The organism is Micromonospora sp. NPDC049004 (assembly GCF_040649315.1).
Classification (GTDB): Bacteria; Actinomycetota; Actinomycetes; order Mycobacteriales; family Micromonosporaceae; genus Micromonospora.
Map to the genome: position 1 here is coordinate 245244 of NZ_JBEZFG010000008.1, position 15007 is coordinate 260250.

Genomic DNA, 15007 nt, shown 5'->3' on the forward strand with positions numbered 1-15007 from the left:
CCGTCATGCGCCGAACCCTGTCGCACCACCTGCCCGCCCACGTCGGCGAGACCGTCCGGATCGCCGGCTGGGTGCACCGCCGCCGCCTGCTGAAGTCGGTGGCCTTCCTGATCGTGCGGGACGCCGCCGGCCTCGCCCAGGTCGTCGTCACCGACCCGGCCGTCCGCGCCGAGCTGGAGAAAATCACCGAGGAGACAGTCGTCGAGGTCACCGCCACGGTCACGTCGAACGGCACCGCGCCCGCCGGGGTCGAGCTGACCGACCCGACGGTACGACCGCTCGGCCCACCTGCCGAGCCGCCACCGTTCGACCTGTACCGGCCGGCGCTCAGCGCGAGCCTGCCCACCCAGCTCGACAACGCCCCGACCGCGCTGCGTCATCCGACCCGCTCTGCGGCGCTGCGCGTCTCGGCGGCGGCCGTGGCCGGCTTCCGGGCTGCCCTGGATGCCCGCGACTTCGTAGAGATCCACACGCCGAAGGTGGTCAGCTCGTCCACCGAGAGCGGGGCGAACGTCTTCGCGCTGGACTGGTTCGGCCGGCCCGCGTACCTGGCCCAGTCGCCGCAGTTCTACAAGCAGTTGATGGTCGGCGTCTTCGAACGTGTCTACGAGGTGGGGCCGGTCTTCCGGGCCGAACCGCACGACACCGTCCGGCACCTCGCGCAGTACACGTCGCTCGACGCGGAGCTGGGCTTCGTCGCCGACCATACCGACGTGATGCGGGTGCTGCGCGAGGTCGTCGCCGGCATGCTGGGCGCGGTGGCTGAGCGGGCCGGTGGCGCCCTGGCGACGCTGGGCGTCGAGGTGCCGGCCGTGCCGGTGCAGATCCCGGCGGTGCACTTCACCGAGGCGTTGGCGATCGCCGGGGCTCCCGCCGACGAGCCGGACCTCGCGCCGGCCCACGAACGGGCGCTGGGCGAGTGGGCCCGCCGCGAACACGGGTCCGACTTTCTCTTCGTCACCGGCTACCCGATGGCGAAGCGACCGTTCTACACCCACCCGGACCCGGTGCGGCCCGCGTACTCGAACGGGTTTGACCTGCTCTTTCGTGGCCTGGAGCTGGTCACCGGCGGGCAGCGGCTGCACCGGCACGCCGACTACCTGGCGGCGTTGGCGGCCCGGAGTGAGCCGGTCGAGCCGTACACCGGTTATCTGGACGCGTTCCGGCACGGCATGCCGCCGCACGGCGGGTTCGCCATCGGGCTGGAACGGTTCGTGGCCCGCCTGGTCGGGGCCGCCAACGTCCGGGAGGTCACCGCGTTCCCGCGTGACCTGCACCGGCTGACGCCGTAGGGCCGGGTGCCGGCTGTGCGCTCAGACCTCGGTCAGGGTGGACAGCCGGCGTTCGACCACCGGGAGCACGTCCGCGACGCTGATCGGGCGGCCCAGTTCGGCGGTGAGCGAGGTGACGCCGGCGTCGCGGATGCCGCACGGGACGATCCTGTCGAAGTACGTCAGGTCGCAGTCGCAGTTGATCGAGAAGCCGTGCAGGGTGACGCCCCGGGCCACCCGGATGCCGATGGCGGCCACCTTGCGGGCCGGCCCCCGGTCGTCCTCGGGCACCCAGACGCCGCTGCGGCCCTCGACCCGGCCGGCGGCCAGGCCGAACTCGGCGCACACGTCGATGAGCAGCTCCTCGGTGCGGCGGACGTAGGCGACCACGTCCACCGGGTCGGGCAGTCGCAGGATCGGGTAGCCGACGAGCTGACCCGGGCCGTGCCAGGTGATCTTGCCGCCCCGGTCCACGTCGACGACCGGGGTGCCGTCCATGGGCCGGTCCCACGGCTCGGTGCGCTTGCCCGCGGTGTAGACGCTCGGGTGCTCCAGCAGCAACACGGTGTCGCCGCGCTCGCCTGCCACCACCGACTCGTGCAGGCGCCGCTGCTCGTCCCAGGCGGCCTGGTAGTCGAGCAGGCCGGCGCGGACGGCCGTCAGGCCGGAGGTCGTCGTCGTCACGGCGTCCAGCCTAGTCCCGCCGCGGGCTCGGATCCGTCGTGAGCCGCCTCACCAGGGTCGGAACAAGGGGCGGGTCTACCGGTCGGCCGGCGGGATGCGCCAGATCCACACGTCGTCGACCCGCTGCGGCTCGCCGAACAGCGCGGTGGCCGTCCGCCGGACCGCGGCCTCGTCGACCTCGAACTTCGCGCCGTGCACCTCGTCGGCGAGGACCACCGTCTCGATCCGCCAGTGCCGCAGGTCGGAGGTGACCTCCCGCTTCGTGCCGTCGGTGATGATCGGCACCAGCCCGGTGCGGCCGGCCTGGTCCATGAGTGCGCTCAGGGTGCGCGGCACCGGCCCGATCCGGCCCCGCCCGTCCGGGCCGCCGGGGCCGAGGAAGAAGCCGCCGGGGATCGCGAACTCGCCCTGCCGGTGCGACAGGGCGTACGCCTGCCAGCGTTGCCCGTCGGGGTAGATGTCCACGGCCAGCGGCACCGGGGTCAACGTGTTGCCGTCGGAGACGTACTGTCGCCAGGCGCCGGACGTGATGAAGTGCGGGATGGGCTCGCGCTCCCGGGTCAGCAGCGGGGTGGGCAGCAGCGGCAGCAGGGCCACCGCGAACCCCAGCGACCAGGCCAGCTCCGTCGACCGGTGCCGGGGCGGCGCGGCTCGCAGCTGGTCGAGGGTGTACGCCAGCAGCACCCCGATCACCGGTGCCACCACCAGGGCCAGCCGGGCGGGCAGCGCGGCGTTCACGACCGGCAGCTGCCCGAGCACGTCGAACGGCATGGGCAGGTCGGTACGGCGTCCGTCGATTTTCGCCACCGGCCCGAAGGACAGCACCGTGAAGATCACCGCGACGACGCCCAGCGCCCAGAGGACGGCCCGACGGCCGGGGTCGGCGCGTCGCCAGAGCACGACGAAGCAGACCACGGTGAGCACCAGCAGCGGGATACCGAAGAACGAGTTCTCCTCGGTGGGGTTCGGCGCCAGCGAGGTGCCCAGCCCGACCTCCCCGGCCAGGGACCGGCGCGGGAAGGCGACGAACGCGGCGATGTCCTCGGAGTGGATCACCGGGTCGAAGCCGGTGCCGTGGAACCGCTGCGGCCCGGCGAAGTGCAGCCACAGCGGGTACGACAGCAGCACCCCGGCGACCACAGCGGTCACGCCGAGCCCGCGCAGGAAATTGGGCAGCGCGGCGCGGGCCTCGGCCCGGTGGGCCGGGTGCAGCGCCCAGACGGCCACGAACACGCCGAGCGCGAGGGCTGCGAAGAACAGGCCCTCGGCGGCGATCGAGAAGGCCACCGCGACCAGAGCGCCGAGGATCACCCCGTCGCGCAGCCAGTGCCCGGGGCGGCGCAGCGCGAACAGCCGCCAGATCAGCAGCGGCACCAGCCAGCCGGCGGTCCAGTTCAGGTGGGCGTTGGCGTGCGAGACCATGCCGGGGGAGTACGCGATGAACAGGCCGCCGACCCCGGCGGCGAGGCGGCTGCGCACCACGTGCCGTGAGAGCAGCCAGTACCAGGCCAGCGCGGTGGCGAGCAGGTTCAGCGTGAGGATCACCAGGAACGTCGCCGGTGGCCCGATGAGGTACGTGAGCGGGGCGAAGACCACCGCGTACACCGTGATCGAGGTGTTGACCGCGAGGTTCACGCCGTCCGGGACATTGATCAGGTACGTGAAGAAGGGGTTCTCCCCGTGGGTGACCGCGTGCCCGCCGAAGGCCAGCAGCCACTCGAACAGCGCCTGGTCGCTGGAGTTGACGGTGATCGCGCGAACGTTCGGGTCCCGCCACAGGCCGCTGGTCACCCAGACGGCGAGCGCGAGCGCCACCAGCACGACGATCAGGTCGGCCCGGCGGTCCCGGAGGGCGCGCGGCGGCGACGCGGGTGCGGGCCCGGTGGCCAGCGACGGGGAGGACGGCACGCAGCGGACGTTACCAACCGGACCTGGACGAGCCGGTCAGACCGGCGGTTGTTGTCGACTCCGCTGCCTGCGCGGTGGCCATGGTTCGTCGTACACAACGGCTGCCGTGAATGTGTGAGTGTGCGCCATGTCATAGCGGCGACACATCGTCGTAACGTCTCGGCAACTCGACCGTGACCCAGTTCACAGTCTGCCCCTCTCAGGAGGCCGCCGTGCGCCGCTCCACATCCACCCTCAACCGGCTGCTCGGTGCGGCCACCGGGCTCGTCCTCGCCGTGGCGGGGGCGATCACCCTCGCCACGCCCGCCCAGGCCGCCAGCCTCACCCAGGTCACCGGGTTCGGCTCCAACCCGGGCAACCTCGCCATGTACGCCTACCGGCCGGACAACCTGCCGGCCAACTCCCCGGCCGTGGTGCTGCTGCACGGGTGCACGCAGAACGCCTCCGGCTACTTCAGCGGTTCCGGCTGGCAGAAGTACGCCGACCTGTGGAAGTTCACGCTCATCGTCGCCCAGCAGCCGTCCGGCAACAACGCCAACTCCTGCTTCAACTTCTTCGAGAGCGGCGACACCACCCGGGGGCAGGGCGAGGCGCTGTCGATCAAGCAGATGGTCGACCACGCCAAGGCGAACTACGCGGTCGACGGCTCCCGGGTCTTCGTCAGCGGCCTCTCGGCGGGCGGGGCGATGAGCGCGGTCATGCTCGCGACGTACCCGGACGTCTTCGCCGCCGGCTCGATCATCGCCGGCATCCCGTACCGCTGCGCCACCAGCATGGTCAACGCGTTCAGCTGCATGAACCCGGGCACCGACAAGAGCCCGGCCGCCTGGGGCGACCTGGTCCGTGGCGCCTACTCCGGCTACACCGGCCCGCGCCCCCGGGTGGCCATCTGGCACGGCACGTCGGACACCACTGTCACCCCGCTCAACGGCACCGAGTCCCGCGACCAGTGGACCAACGTGCGGGGGATCTCGCAGACGCCGACCAGCACGTCGTCGCTGCCCGCCAACACCAGCCTGGAGGTGTACGGCAACGACGAGGTACGCCTCTACCGGGTCTCCGGCATGGGCCACGGCACCCCGGTCGACCCGGGCTCCGCCGCTGACCAGTGTGGCACCGCCGGCGCGTACTTCCTGGACACCATCTGCTCGACGTACCGCGACGCGCTCTTCTTCGGCCTCAACGGCGGCGGCAGCACCCCCACCCCGACCCCCACGGCCACCCCCACCAGCACGCCGAGCCCCACGGCCAGCCCGACGCCGAGCCCGACCCCGACCACGCCGGCGACCTGCGTGACGGCGAGCAACTACGCCCACGTCACGGCCGGTCGGGCGTACCAGTCCGGCGGCTACGCCTACGCGAACGGCTCCAACCAGCGCATGGGCCTCTACAACACCTTCTACACGAGCACCCTCAAGCAGACCGCCCCCAACTACTGGGTGATCGGCTGCTGACCCCCAACCCCACCCCCACCCCCGGTGATCAAGAGGTTTGCGTCAGGATCCGCCCCCCGGATGACGCAAACCTCTTGATCAACTGGATGAGGGTCAGGCGGTCAGGGCCGCCTGGAGGGCCTGGGGGAGGGTTCGGTGGTGGTAGGGGTAGTTGGCCTTGGTCAGGACTCCGGGGTGGACTCTCGTGCTGGTCAGGGCCTCGTGGGCGAAGCCGCCCAGCGCCACCTTCAGGGCCAGGGCGGGAATCGGGATGATCGCCGGCCGGTGCAGCTGGCGGGCCAGCTCCCGGGTGAACTCGGCATTGGTCACCGGATGCGGCCCCACCACGTTGACCGGGCCGGCGATCTCGTCGTGGGCCAGCAGGAAGAGGGTCGCGTCCAGCCAGTCGGCCATCGAGATCCACGGCAGCCACTGCCGGCCACTGCCCAGCCGTCCGGCGATGCCCAGCCGGAACGGCAGCAACTGCGGCTTGAGCAGCCCACCGTCGCGGTGCAGGGGCAGGCCGGTGCGCAGTCGCACCACGCGTACGCCGGCGTCCTCGGCCGGACGGGTCGCGGCCTCCCACACCCGGCAGACGTCGGCCAGGAAACCCTCGCCGGCGGGCGCGTCCTCCTCCACGACCCGGTCGCCCGTGTTGCCGTACCAACCGACTGCCGACGAGTTGAGCAGCGCCTTCGGTCGGTCGGCGGCCGGCAACCCGGCGATCGTCGTCGCCAGCGTCGTGCTGCTGTCCACCCGGCTGGTGCGGATCAGCCGCCGGTAGTCGTCGTTCCAGCGCTTGTCGCCGACGCCTGCGCCGGCCAAATTGATGACGGCGTCCGCGCCGGCGACCGCCGCCGGGTCGAGATGGCCGGCCGCCGGGTCCCACTGCCGCTCTCGCGGGTCGCGCGCCGGTCGGCGCACCAACCGGGTGACCTCGTGCCCGTCGGCGGCGAGCCGGTCGCCCAGCCGGCTGCCGAGAAAGCCGGACGCGCCGGCCAGAAGGATCCGCATGCCCTTATCTTCGTCGAAAACGTCACCCTCGGACGCGCCCCGGCCCCACTCCCCGCCGATCTTGCACTTTGTGTCGTCGTTCTGCCCGGCAAGGTCCGTTCTGCCGGGACAGCAAGTGCAAGATCGGCGAAGAACGGGGTGGGGGTCAGGCTTGGCGTAGGTCGGCCAGGAGGTTTTCCACCTCGGCGTATTGCTCCTGCGGGAGCGGGCCCAGGGTCAGGGTCGCCAGGTTCTCGTCGGCCTGGGCCACCGTACGGAGGCCGGGAATCGGCACCGTGCGCGGGCTGCGGGCCAGCAGCCAGCCCAGCGCGCCCTGCGCGAGGGTCCGACCGTCCGCGGTGAGCGCCGCGCGGACCTGCTCGACCCGTGCCGCCCACTGCGGCGTGGGCCGGCCGTCGGTGAACCACTGCAACCACTCGGGCGCCCGACCGCGCACGTCGTCCGCGCCGAGCGTGCGGCTCGACCCGGTGAGCAGGCCCATCGCCAGCGGTCCCCGGTTGAGGCTGGCCAGGTCGTGGCGGTCGCAGACGGCGAGCACCGCCGCGTTGTCGCTCAGCACCGACTCGTCGTGCTGGATGGCGGCACAGTTCTTGCCAGCCGCCGCGAACGCGTCCGCCGAGGCCGGGTTGTCGGTGCTCCAGCCGTACGCCCGGATCTTGCCCTGGTCGACCAGCTCCTCCAGGGTGCCGACCAGGTCGAGCGCGGCGGGCGTCGGCAGTTCGTTGATGTGCAGCTGGTAGAGGTCCACGTGGTCGGTGCCGAGCCGCCGCAGTGAATCCTCCAGGCTGCGCACGGCGAACGCCGGGCTGGCGTCGGTGCCGAGCGCCCGCCGGGTGGCCTCGTCGCTGACGTTGCCGAACTTGGTGGCGATCACCGCCTCGTCCCGGCGACCCGCCAGGGCCCGACCGAGGATGCGCTCGCTGTGCCCGGCGCCGTAGTTGCTGGCCGTGTCGAACAGGGTCACCCCGAGATCGAGGGCCCGGTGGATGGTCCGGATCGACTCGTCGTCGTCCACCTCTCCCCAACCGAACGGCTGGCCGTCGTCACCCCAGAGCGGGCCGCCGATCGCCCAGCACCCCATCCCGATCGCGCTCACCTCGATGCCGCTGCGTCCCAGCGTTCGTGTCGTCGTCATGCGGACCAGCCTCCAACCTGGAGTGCGCTCCAGGTCAAGGGGTGGCTACCATGCCGAGACATGACCGGTTACGCGCCCGCGGAGGCCGCCCGGCGCAGCGGCTTCAGCCTGGACACGCTGCGGTACTACGAGAAGATCGGCCTGCTGGCCGACGTGAATCGCACGGCGGGCGGCCAGCGCGTCTTCACCGACGACGACCTGAGCTGGCTGGTGCTGTTCCGCTGCCTGCGCGACACCGGGATGCCGATCGCCCAGATGTGCCGGTACGCGGCCCTCGCCCGCGAGGGCGAGCACACCGTCGACGAACGGCGCGAGCTGCTGCAACGACACGCGGCCCAGGTCGAGGAGCAGATGCGCCTGCTCCAGCGCCAGTACGACCACCTCCGGGAGAAGATCCGCTTCTACGAGCGCCTGCCCGGCCCGACCCCGCCGGACGACGACCGGTGACGGCCGGCGCAACCGGGCGGGGCCGGCGGGGGCCACGCGCCGCGGCACGCCGAGGTGGCTGGCGGCACCGCCACGTCGGCGACCGGGAGTCGATCTCGGCTCAGCCGGTCGGCGCCGTCAGGCCGAGCAGTTGCTCGGCGGTCCCGGGTCGACCGGTCAGCGCGTTCAGGGCGCTGACCAGCCGCTTCTCCTCGTAGCGGAAGTGCGACTCCAGCAGGGCGGCCAACCCGTCCAGCTCAGCGCGTACCTGGGTGGTCGGCAGCGGGCGGTCGTCGCCCAGCAGCTCCTCGACCCGGCCCAGAATCCCCGCCACGACCTCGTGGTCGACGAGCAGGTTGGCCAGGACCGGGCGCAGCTCGGGCACCTCGTCGGCCAGGACCCGGAACGCGCCCGCGTCCTCACCTGTGTGGTGGCGGCCGAGCGCGGCGCAGAAGGTCAGACAGTGGGCCCGCAGGTCGCGCGACGGGCGGGCGTCGCCGCTGGGGGTGTCACCGAGGTCGGCCCGCAGGCGGGCCAGCTCCGCGCCGAGCCAGAGGTGGATCTCGATCATCTGGTTGCCGACGGCGGCGAGCCGCTCGGCGGGTGAATTGTTCGGGTGCACGTTCGTCCCATGCTGTCCCCGCGCCTCCATGCCCACGGCGGCCTTCGTGCCGGGTGCACCGCGACGCTGTGCCGGAGCTTACCCTCCGGCGGTCACGGCGTGGTGGGCTCGTCCGGCTCCCGGAGGTCGTGCCAGCGGGCCCGCCACGCGGCCTCGTGCGCCTCGTGGCTGGTCCGCTCCTCGAAGACGACGGCGCGCAGCGCGTGCCGGGACGTCGACATCACCATCACCTCCACGGCCACCAGCGCCACGCAGATCACCGTCGCGAGGGTGAGCGCGCCCAAGGCGGGCAGATGCTGGCCGACCGGCAGGGCCGCGGTCAGCACCACGATGACGCCCACCCGGCTCCAGCTGAGCGTACGCAGGGTCCGGAGCTGGAACAGGATGTTGACGGCGTAGTAGCAGATCAGCCCGCCGAAGAGCATCGGTACGGCCGGCCCGTCGGCCTTCTCGGCAAGGCCGCCGGCCGGGTCGGTGATCTTGTGCAGGATCTCCTCGTTGCCGATGGAGAAGAGGATGATCCCGGCGATCATCGGCAGGTAGAGGTACGCGTACGCGTCACGGGCCATCGCCACCCGGGGAGCGCCCTCCGCCGCGTGCAGGGCGATCCGGGCGGCCGGGCCGATGAAGTCGAAGTGCGCCCACCAGAGGGCGGCGGTGACCACGATGCTGAGCGTGGCGGCCGCCACCGCCGGCCAGGTCACCGGCTTGCCGAGCAGGTTGCCGCCCACGCCGGTGGAGATGACGGACTCGCCCAGCGCGATGATCAGGATGAGGTCGTAGCGTTCGGTCCAGTGCTCGGCGCTGGTCACCCCCCAGCCCCAGGTGCCGACGATGAAGCCGGTGGCGAACTGGACCACCACCACGGCGATCCACAGGCCGTCCCGGACCATCGCGGCCTGGTTCGGGTCGGCGATCTGCGGCGGGATCAGCGCGGCGGCCAGCAGCAGGACGATGCTGGCGGCCAGTTCGGGGGCGAACCGGCGCAGTTGCCGGCGCTCCTGCGGGCTGTCCCGCACCACATGCTGGTAGAGGATCCAGTGGATGCCACGGACCACCACGTAGCTGACGGCCACCAGCATCGGACCACCGGCGCTGCCCTTCGGGTCGCTGAACGCCTGTGGCAGCGCCAGCGCGAACGCGAACAGGGCGGCCATCGCCACCACCATGAGCACCGGGACGTAACCCTCGCCGAGCCGTACCCGGGTGGCGACCAGGCTGTGCACCACCCAGCACCACCAGAGCACGGCCAGCACCAGGGCGGCGTGCAGCAGCTGTCGACCGGAGATGTTCGCGGCCGTGGCGCGAGTGATGATGAAGAACGAGAAGACGAAGACCAGGTCGAAGAAGACCTCGAACTTGTCCACCCGTGCGCCGGGGGCGATCGGGACGGCTGGTCCCAGTTGTCCACCCCGCCGGAAGCCGCCCACGGTCCCACTCTGGCAGCGTCCGGCCTGCCCGGAGGACGGAACGGGTCAGCCCGCGTCGCGCGACCGCAGGCCGCCCACCAGCAGGTCGAGCAGCCGGTGCAGGCTCCGGGCGTACGGGTGGGTGCCGGACGTTACCTCCGGTCCGGGGCGGGAAACCGCCTGGACCGCGGCCGGAAGCAGCCGTTCGCGGTTGTGCAGCGCGTCCGCCCGCAACGGGCGCGGACCGACCGGCCCGCCCCACCCTGGACAAGGATGGATCATGACGACGAGCAATCCGATCACCACTTCGTTCGCCCATGACTCCACGGCCATGGACGTGATCCGGGGCGTGGACCTCGTCGGCCGGCGGGCGATAGTCACCGGCGGCTCGTCCGGCATCGGCGTGGAGACCGCCCGTGCCCTGGCCAGCGCAGGCGCGGAGGTCACCCTGGCCGTGCGCAACCCCGACGCCGGCCAGAAGGCCGCCGACGACATCACCGGCACCACAGGCAACGACCGTGTGCTGATCGCCCCGCTCGACCTCGCCGACCAGGATTCGGTCGCCGACTTCGTGGCCAACTGGGACGGCCCGCTGCACATCCTGGTCAACAACGCCGGCATCATGGCCGCCCCCCTGAGCCGCACCCCACAGGGTTGGGAGATGCAGTTCGCCACCAACCACCTCGGGCACTTCGCGCTCGCCACCGGGCTGCGTCCGGCGCTCGCCGCCGCCGACGGGGCCCGGATCGCCTCGGTCAGCTCCGCCGCCCACCTGCGCTCGCCGGTGGTCTTCGACGACATCCAGTACGACCGCCGCGAGTACGAGCCGTGGCAGGCGTACGGGCAGTCCAAGACGGCAAACGTGCTCTTCGCCGTGGAGGCGACCCGCCGCTGGGCCGACGACGGCATCTTCGCCAACTCGCTGATGCCCGGCGCGATCCAGACCAACCTCCAGCGTTACGTGAGCGAGGAGGAGCTGAATCGGATGCGCGCCGGTAACGCGGCGGCCTGGAAGACCGTCGAACAGGGCGCCGCCACCTCGGTGCTGGTCGCCGCCTCGCCACTGCTCGACGGCGTGGGCGGGCGCTACTTCGAGGACTGTCAGCAGGCCGCCCCGGCCCGGCCCGGCGGCCGCACCGGCGTCGCCGACTACGCGCTGGACCCGGAGGCCGCCGAACGGCTCTGGAAGGTCTCGACTGATCTGCTCAAGGGCTGAGCGGCGGAGACGAAGGGGCGCCCCGGTCGACGACCGGGGCGCCCCTTTCGGCGTTACTGCGGATCAGGCCAGGCCCAGCTCCGACTCGAAGTTGCCGCCCTCCAGCCGCTCCTTGACCGCGGTCAGGAAGCGGGCCGCGTCGGCACCGTCGATCAGGCGGTGGTCGTAGGACATGGCCAGGTAGACCATCGACCGGACCGCGATGACCTCGCCCAGCTCCGGGTCGTTGACCACGACCGGACGCTTCACCACGGCACCCGTACCGAGCATCGCCGACTGCGGCGACGGCACGATCGGAGTGTCGAAGAGAGCGCCCCGGCTGCCCGTGTTGGTGAGCGTGAAGGTCGCGCCGGCCATCTCGTCCGGGGTGATCTTGTTGTTCCGGGTGCGCTCGGCCAGGTCGGCGATCCGCTTGGCGATGCCGCCCATGTTGAGGTCACCGGCGTTGTGGATGACCGGCACGAGCAGGCCGCGCTCGGTGTCCACGGCGATACCGAGGTGCTCGGCGGCCGGGTAGGTGATCGTGCCACCGTCCAGGTCCATGCTCGCCTGGATGATCGGGTGGGTCTGCAGGGCCTCGATGGCGGCGAGGGCGAAGAACGGCAGGAAGGACAGCTTCACGCCGTGCTTGGCCAGGAACGAGTCCTTGGCCTGGGCCCGCAGCTTGGCGACCTTGGTGACGTCGACCTCGACGACAGTGGTCAGCTGCGCCGTCTCGTGCAGCGACTGCTGCATCCGCTTGGCGATTGTCGCCCGGATCCTCGGCAGCTTCTCCGTGGTGCCCCGCTTGGCGCTCGGCTGCGCCTTGGCGGCCGGCTTGGCCGCAGGGGCCGACGGCGCGGCGGCCGGCTGCGCGGCCGGAGCCGGCGCGGCCTTGGCGGCCTTGGCCTTCTCGGCCGCGTCGAGGACGTCCTGCTTGCGGATGCGGCCACCCACACCGGTGCCGTTGAGCGAGGCCAGGTCGACGCCGTGCTCGCTGGCCAGCTTGCGGACCAGCGGGGTGACGTACCCGGCGGCCTCCTCGCCGCCACCCGGCGCCGGAGCGGACGGGCGCTGCGGCGCGGCGGTCGGCGCGGACGGCTGAGCCGCCTGCTCGGCCTGCGCCGGCTGCGCCGAGGTCTCCGCCTCAGCGGCCGGCTCGTTGTACGACACGCCCGACGTGGGCTCCTCGACCTTCGGCTCCGGCTTCGGCTCGGCCTTCGGCGCCGGCGCGGCCTCCGCCTTCGGCTCGGGCTTCGGCTCGGGCTTGGCCTGAGCGGGGGCACCACCGGCGACGCCGATGATCGCCAGGTCGGCGCCGACGTCGGCGGTCTCGTCCTCGGCGACCTTGATCTCCAGCACCGTGCCGGCGACCGGCGACGGGATCTCCGTGTCCACCTTGTCGGTGGAGACCTCCAGCAGCGGCTCGTCCACCTCGATGGTGTCGCCGACCTGCTTGAGCCAGCGCGTGACCGTACCCTCGGTGACGCTCTCACCCAGGGCCGGCATCTTCACCGCGGTGCCCTCGCCCGACGACGCGGCGGCCGGAGCCGGCGTCTCGGCCGGGGCCTCGTCCTGGGCCACCTCGTCGGCGGTGCCCTCGGCGGCGGCCGTCGGCTCGGCGGCCGGCTCGACCTCCTCGGCCGGGGCCTGCTCCTGCGGCGCGGCCTCGCCGCCACCGGTCGACTCGCCCTCACCGGCGATGACGGCCAGCTCGCTGCCGACCTCGGCGGTCTCGTCCTCGCCGACCACGATCCGGCTCAGCACGCCCGCCGCGGGCGACGGGATCTCGGTGTCGACCTTGTCGGTCGAGACCTCGAGCAGGGGCTCGTCGACCTCGACCGTGTCGCCCTCCTGCTTGAGCCAGCGCGTGACGGTGCCCTCGGTGACGCTCTCGCCGAGCCGGGGCATGGTGACCGATACCGGCATGTTCTCCAGACTCCTTCATTCCCCTTGGGGGATCTTCGCCCGTCGCCGGACGCCGCGGTTTGGGTGATCAGGCGTGCGCGTGCAGCGGCTTGCCGGCGAGGGCCAGGTGCGCCTCGCCCAGGGCCTCGTTCTGGGTGGGGTGGGCGTGCACGAGCTGGGCGACCTCGGCCGGGTAGGCCTCCCAGTTGTAGATGAGCTGCGCCTCACCGATCAGCTCACCCACCCGCGCGCCGACCATGTGGACGCCGACGACGGGGCCGTCCTCGACCCGGACCAGCTTCACGAAGCCGGTGGTCTTGAGGATCTGGCTCTTGCCGTTACCGCCCAGCGGGTAGTTGTACGTCTGGACCTTGTCGGCCCCGTACTGCTCCTTGGCCTTCGTCTCGGTCAGACCCACCGACGCCAGCTCCGGGTCGCAGTAGGTGACCCGCGGGATGCCCACCTCGTCGATGACGGCCGGGGTCTGCCCGGCGATCTCCTCGGCGACGAAGATGCCCTGCTGGAAGCCCCGGTGCGCGAGCTGGAGGCCGGGCACGATGTCGCCGACGGCGTAGACGTTCGGCACGCTGGTGCGCAGCCGCTCGTCGGTCAGCACGTAGCCGCGGTCCATCTTGACGCCCTGCTCCTCGTACCCGAGGTTGGCGGTGTTCGGGCCGCGACCGACGGCGACCAGCAGCAGCTCGGCCTCGACGGTCTCGCCGCCCTGAATGGTCAGCTTGACGCCGTTCTCGGTCTTCTCGACCTTCTCGAACGGCTTGCCGACCTTGAAGTTGATCTTCCGCTTGCGGAACGCCCGCTCCAGCGCCTTGGACGACTCCTCGTCCTCGGCCGCGACCAGTCGGGGCAGCGCCTCGACGATCGTCACGTCAGCGCCGAAGGACTTCCACACGCTGGCGAACTCGACGCCGATCACACCGCCGCCGAGGACGATCACCGACGAGGGGACCCGGTCCAGGGTCAGCGCGTGGTCGCTCGTGATGATCCGCTCGCCGTCGACCTCCAGGCCGGGCAGGCTCTTGGCGTACGAGCCGGAGGCCAGCACGACGTTGCGGCCGGTGTAGCGCTTGCCGTCCACCTCGACCACGTTCTTGCCGACCAGCTTGCCGGCGCCGGCCACGAAGGTGATCTTCTTCGAGCCACCCACCAGGCCCTGCAGACCCTTGTACAGGCGGGAGATCACGCCGTCCTTGTACGAGTTGACGCCGGCCATGTCGACGCCGACCAGCTCGGCCTTCACACCGAACTGCTCCGACTCGCGGGTCTGGTCGGCGATCTCCGCCGCGTGCAGCAGCGCCTTGGTCGGGATGCAGCCGTTGTGCAGGCAGGTCCCGCCGAGCTTGCCCTTTTCGATAAGCGCGACGGACAGGTCCAGCTGGGCGGCGCGCAGCGCCGCCGCGTAGCCGCCGCTGCCACCTCCGAGGATGACAATGTCGAAGGTCGCTTCGTTCGGCTCGCTCACGTCCAACTCCCAGGTCGCGTCACTGCATCGGGGGTCACGGAGGGGTAACACGGACACACCCCACCTCGGTCATCTTGTCACCACCGGGCACAGGGTGCGTAGTGAGGTGCCCAACGACACGTCATCGACACGTACCCTTGGCACCGTTGTCGATGACGTGACATGGGGGAGAGGTTCGGTGGGGTTGTTCCGGCGCCGGAAGCAGGCGCGTGTGCTGAGCCACGACCGCGCGGCCGACAGTGGGGATCTGGACCATCTCGCGCACTTCATCCGCAGTCGGCGCGGCGTCGAGGCGTTCATCGAGCCCCGGACGACTGTCACCCAGACCACAGTCATCCTGATCGCCGACGACGGGGAGTGGACACGCCGCCGCATCGACGGCCCGGACGGCGCGCGGCGCTTCGCGTACCGGATGGGCATCCCGGTGTACGACGTCCGGCTGATGGGCTACCCGCAGCGGATGCGCGACTTCAACGAACGCCGCAAGCGCCGCCCGGAGCAGTACTGACCTGCCGAGGGGCC

Annotated in this window: 14 protein-coding genes; 5 read left to right on the plus strand and 9 right to left on the minus strand. The window is 71.7% G+C overall.

Annotation, left to right across the window (positions count from 1 at the left end; translation table 11 throughout):
* Window positions 1–5 precede the first annotated feature (5 nt).
* Window positions 6–1292 carry an aspartate--tRNA(Asn) ligase gene (aspS, locus tag AB0B97_RS24255; protein WP_357496651.1) on the plus strand — a complete coding sequence of 429 codons (1287 nt, stop codon included), beginning with the start codon at window positions 6–8 and terminating at the stop codon, window positions 1290–1292.
* 21 nt (window positions 1293–1313) lie between these two features.
* Here aspS and lipB read toward each other — a convergent pair whose 3' ends face one another.
* Together lipB and AB0B97_RS24265 are read right to left on the minus strand one after the other, a co-directional pair.
* The gene (gene lipB / locus AB0B97_RS24260; protein WP_234590279.1) at window positions 1314–1955 is read right to left on the minus strand and encodes a lipoyl(octanoyl) transferase LipB; all 642 of its coding nucleotides are present in this window, start codon (window positions 1953–1955) and stop codon (window positions 1314–1316) included.
* Window positions 1956–2030: 75 nt separating this feature from the next.
* The gene (locus AB0B97_RS24265) at window positions 2031–3863 is read right to left on the minus strand and encodes a DUF2079 domain-containing protein (RefSeq protein WP_357496653.1); all 1833 of its coding nucleotides are present in this window, start codon (window positions 3861–3863) and stop codon (window positions 2031–2033) included.
* A gap of 212 nt (window positions 3864–4075) precedes the next feature.
* Between AB0B97_RS24265 and AB0B97_RS24270 the strand changes: the two genes are divergently transcribed.
* Window positions 4076–5317: a PHB depolymerase family esterase gene (locus tag AB0B97_RS24270; protein ID WP_357496655.1), complete on the plus strand. Its 1242-nt coding sequence runs from the start codon at window positions 4076–4078 to the stop codon at window positions 5315–5317.
* 93 nt (window positions 5318–5410) lie between these two features.
* Here AB0B97_RS24270 and AB0B97_RS24275 read toward each other — a convergent pair whose 3' ends face one another.
* Window positions 5411–6310, minus strand: coding sequence for a TIGR01777 family oxidoreductase (locus AB0B97_RS24275; RefSeq protein WP_357496657.1), 900 nt, complete (start codon window positions 6308–6310; stop codon window positions 5411–5413).
* 145 nt (window positions 6311–6455) lie between these two features.
* Window positions 6456–7445: an aldo/keto reductase gene (locus AB0B97_RS24280; protein ID WP_357496659.1), complete on the minus strand. Its 990-nt coding sequence runs from the start codon at window positions 7443–7445 to the stop codon at window positions 6456–6458.
* Window positions 7446–7505: 60 nt separating this feature from the next.
* Here AB0B97_RS24280 and AB0B97_RS24285 point away from each other — a divergent pair, with 60 nt between their 5' ends.
* On the plus strand, window positions 7506–7892 hold the full coding sequence (locus AB0B97_RS24285) for a MerR family transcriptional regulator (protein ID WP_234590299.1): 387 nt from the start codon (window positions 7506–7508) through the stop codon (window positions 7890–7892).
* Between the two features lie 100 nt (window positions 7893–7992).
* Here AB0B97_RS24285 and AB0B97_RS24290 read toward each other — a convergent pair whose 3' ends face one another.
* The 3 genes from AB0B97_RS24290 to AB0B97_RS24300 all read right to left on the minus strand — a co-directional run bounded on the left by AB0B97_RS24290 (window position 7993) and on the right by AB0B97_RS24300 (window position 10136).
* Window positions 7993–8493: a hemerythrin domain-containing protein gene (locus tag AB0B97_RS24290; RefSeq protein ID WP_357496662.1), complete on the minus strand. Its 501-nt coding sequence runs from the start codon at window positions 8491–8493 to the stop codon at window positions 7993–7995.
* A gap of 92 nt (window positions 8494–8585) precedes the next feature.
* Window positions 8586–9923, minus strand: a complete 1338-nt coding sequence (locus AB0B97_RS24295; protein ID WP_357496664.1) for a low temperature requirement protein A — start codon at window positions 9921–9923, stop codon at window positions 8586–8588.
* 45 nt (window positions 9924–9968) lie between these two features.
* Window positions 9969–10136: a hypothetical protein gene (locus AB0B97_RS24300; RefSeq protein ID WP_357496666.1), complete on the minus strand. Its 168-nt coding sequence runs from the start codon at window positions 10134–10136 to the stop codon at window positions 9969–9971.
* Window positions 10137–10182: 46 nt separating this feature from the next.
* Between AB0B97_RS24300 and AB0B97_RS24305 the strand changes: the two genes are divergently transcribed.
* Window positions 10183–11118, plus strand: a complete 936-nt coding sequence (locus AB0B97_RS24305; protein ID WP_357496668.1) for an SDR family NAD(P)-dependent oxidoreductase — start codon at window positions 10183–10185, stop codon at window positions 11116–11118.
* A 63-nt stretch (window positions 11119–11181) separates the two neighbouring features.
* Here AB0B97_RS24305 and sucB read toward each other — a convergent pair whose 3' ends face one another.
* Entirely contained in the window at window positions 11182–13026 is a 1845-nt protein-coding gene (sucB, locus tag AB0B97_RS24310) for a 2-oxoglutarate dehydrogenase, E2 component, dihydrolipoamide succinyltransferase (RefSeq protein ID WP_357496670.1), read from the minus strand.
* A 67-nt stretch (window positions 13027–13093) separates the two neighbouring features.
* Window positions 13094–14485: a dihydrolipoyl dehydrogenase gene (lpdA, locus tag AB0B97_RS24315; protein WP_357496672.1), complete on the minus strand. Its 1392-nt coding sequence runs from the start codon at window positions 14483–14485 to the stop codon at window positions 13094–13096.
* 178 nt (window positions 14486–14663) lie between these two features.
* Between lpdA and AB0B97_RS24320 the strand changes: the two genes are divergently transcribed.
* On the plus strand, window positions 14664–14993 hold the full coding sequence (locus AB0B97_RS24320) for a hypothetical protein (RefSeq protein WP_357496674.1): 330 nt from the start codon (window positions 14664–14666) through the stop codon (window positions 14991–14993).
* The last annotated feature ends 14 nt before the right edge of the window (window positions 14994–15007 follow it).

Bases quoted from the DNA above. Each gene is read 5' to 3' on its own strand.
- aspS (WP_357496651.1), top strand. From the start codon at position 6: ATGCGCCGAACCCTGTCGCACCACCTGCCCGCCCACGTCGGCGAGACC.
- AB0B97_RS24275 (WP_357496657.1), bottom strand. From the start codon at position 6,310: ATGCGGATCCTTCTGGCCGGCGCGTCCGGCTTTCTCGGCAGCCGGCTG.
- AB0B97_RS24280 (WP_357496659.1), bottom strand. From the start codon at position 7,445: ATGACGACGACACGAACGCTGGGACGCAGCGGCATCGAGGTGAGCGCG.
- AB0B97_RS24285 (WP_234590299.1), top strand. From the start codon at position 7,506: ATGACCGGTTACGCGCCCGCGGAGGCCGCCCGGCGCAGCGGCTTCAGC.
- AB0B97_RS24305 (WP_357496668.1), top strand. From the start codon at position 10,183: ATGACGACGAGCAATCCGATCACCACTTCGTTCGCCCATGACTCCACG.
- sucB (WP_357496670.1), bottom strand. From the start codon at position 13,026: ATGCCGGTATCGGTCACCATGCCCCGGCTCGGCGAGAGCGTCACCGAG.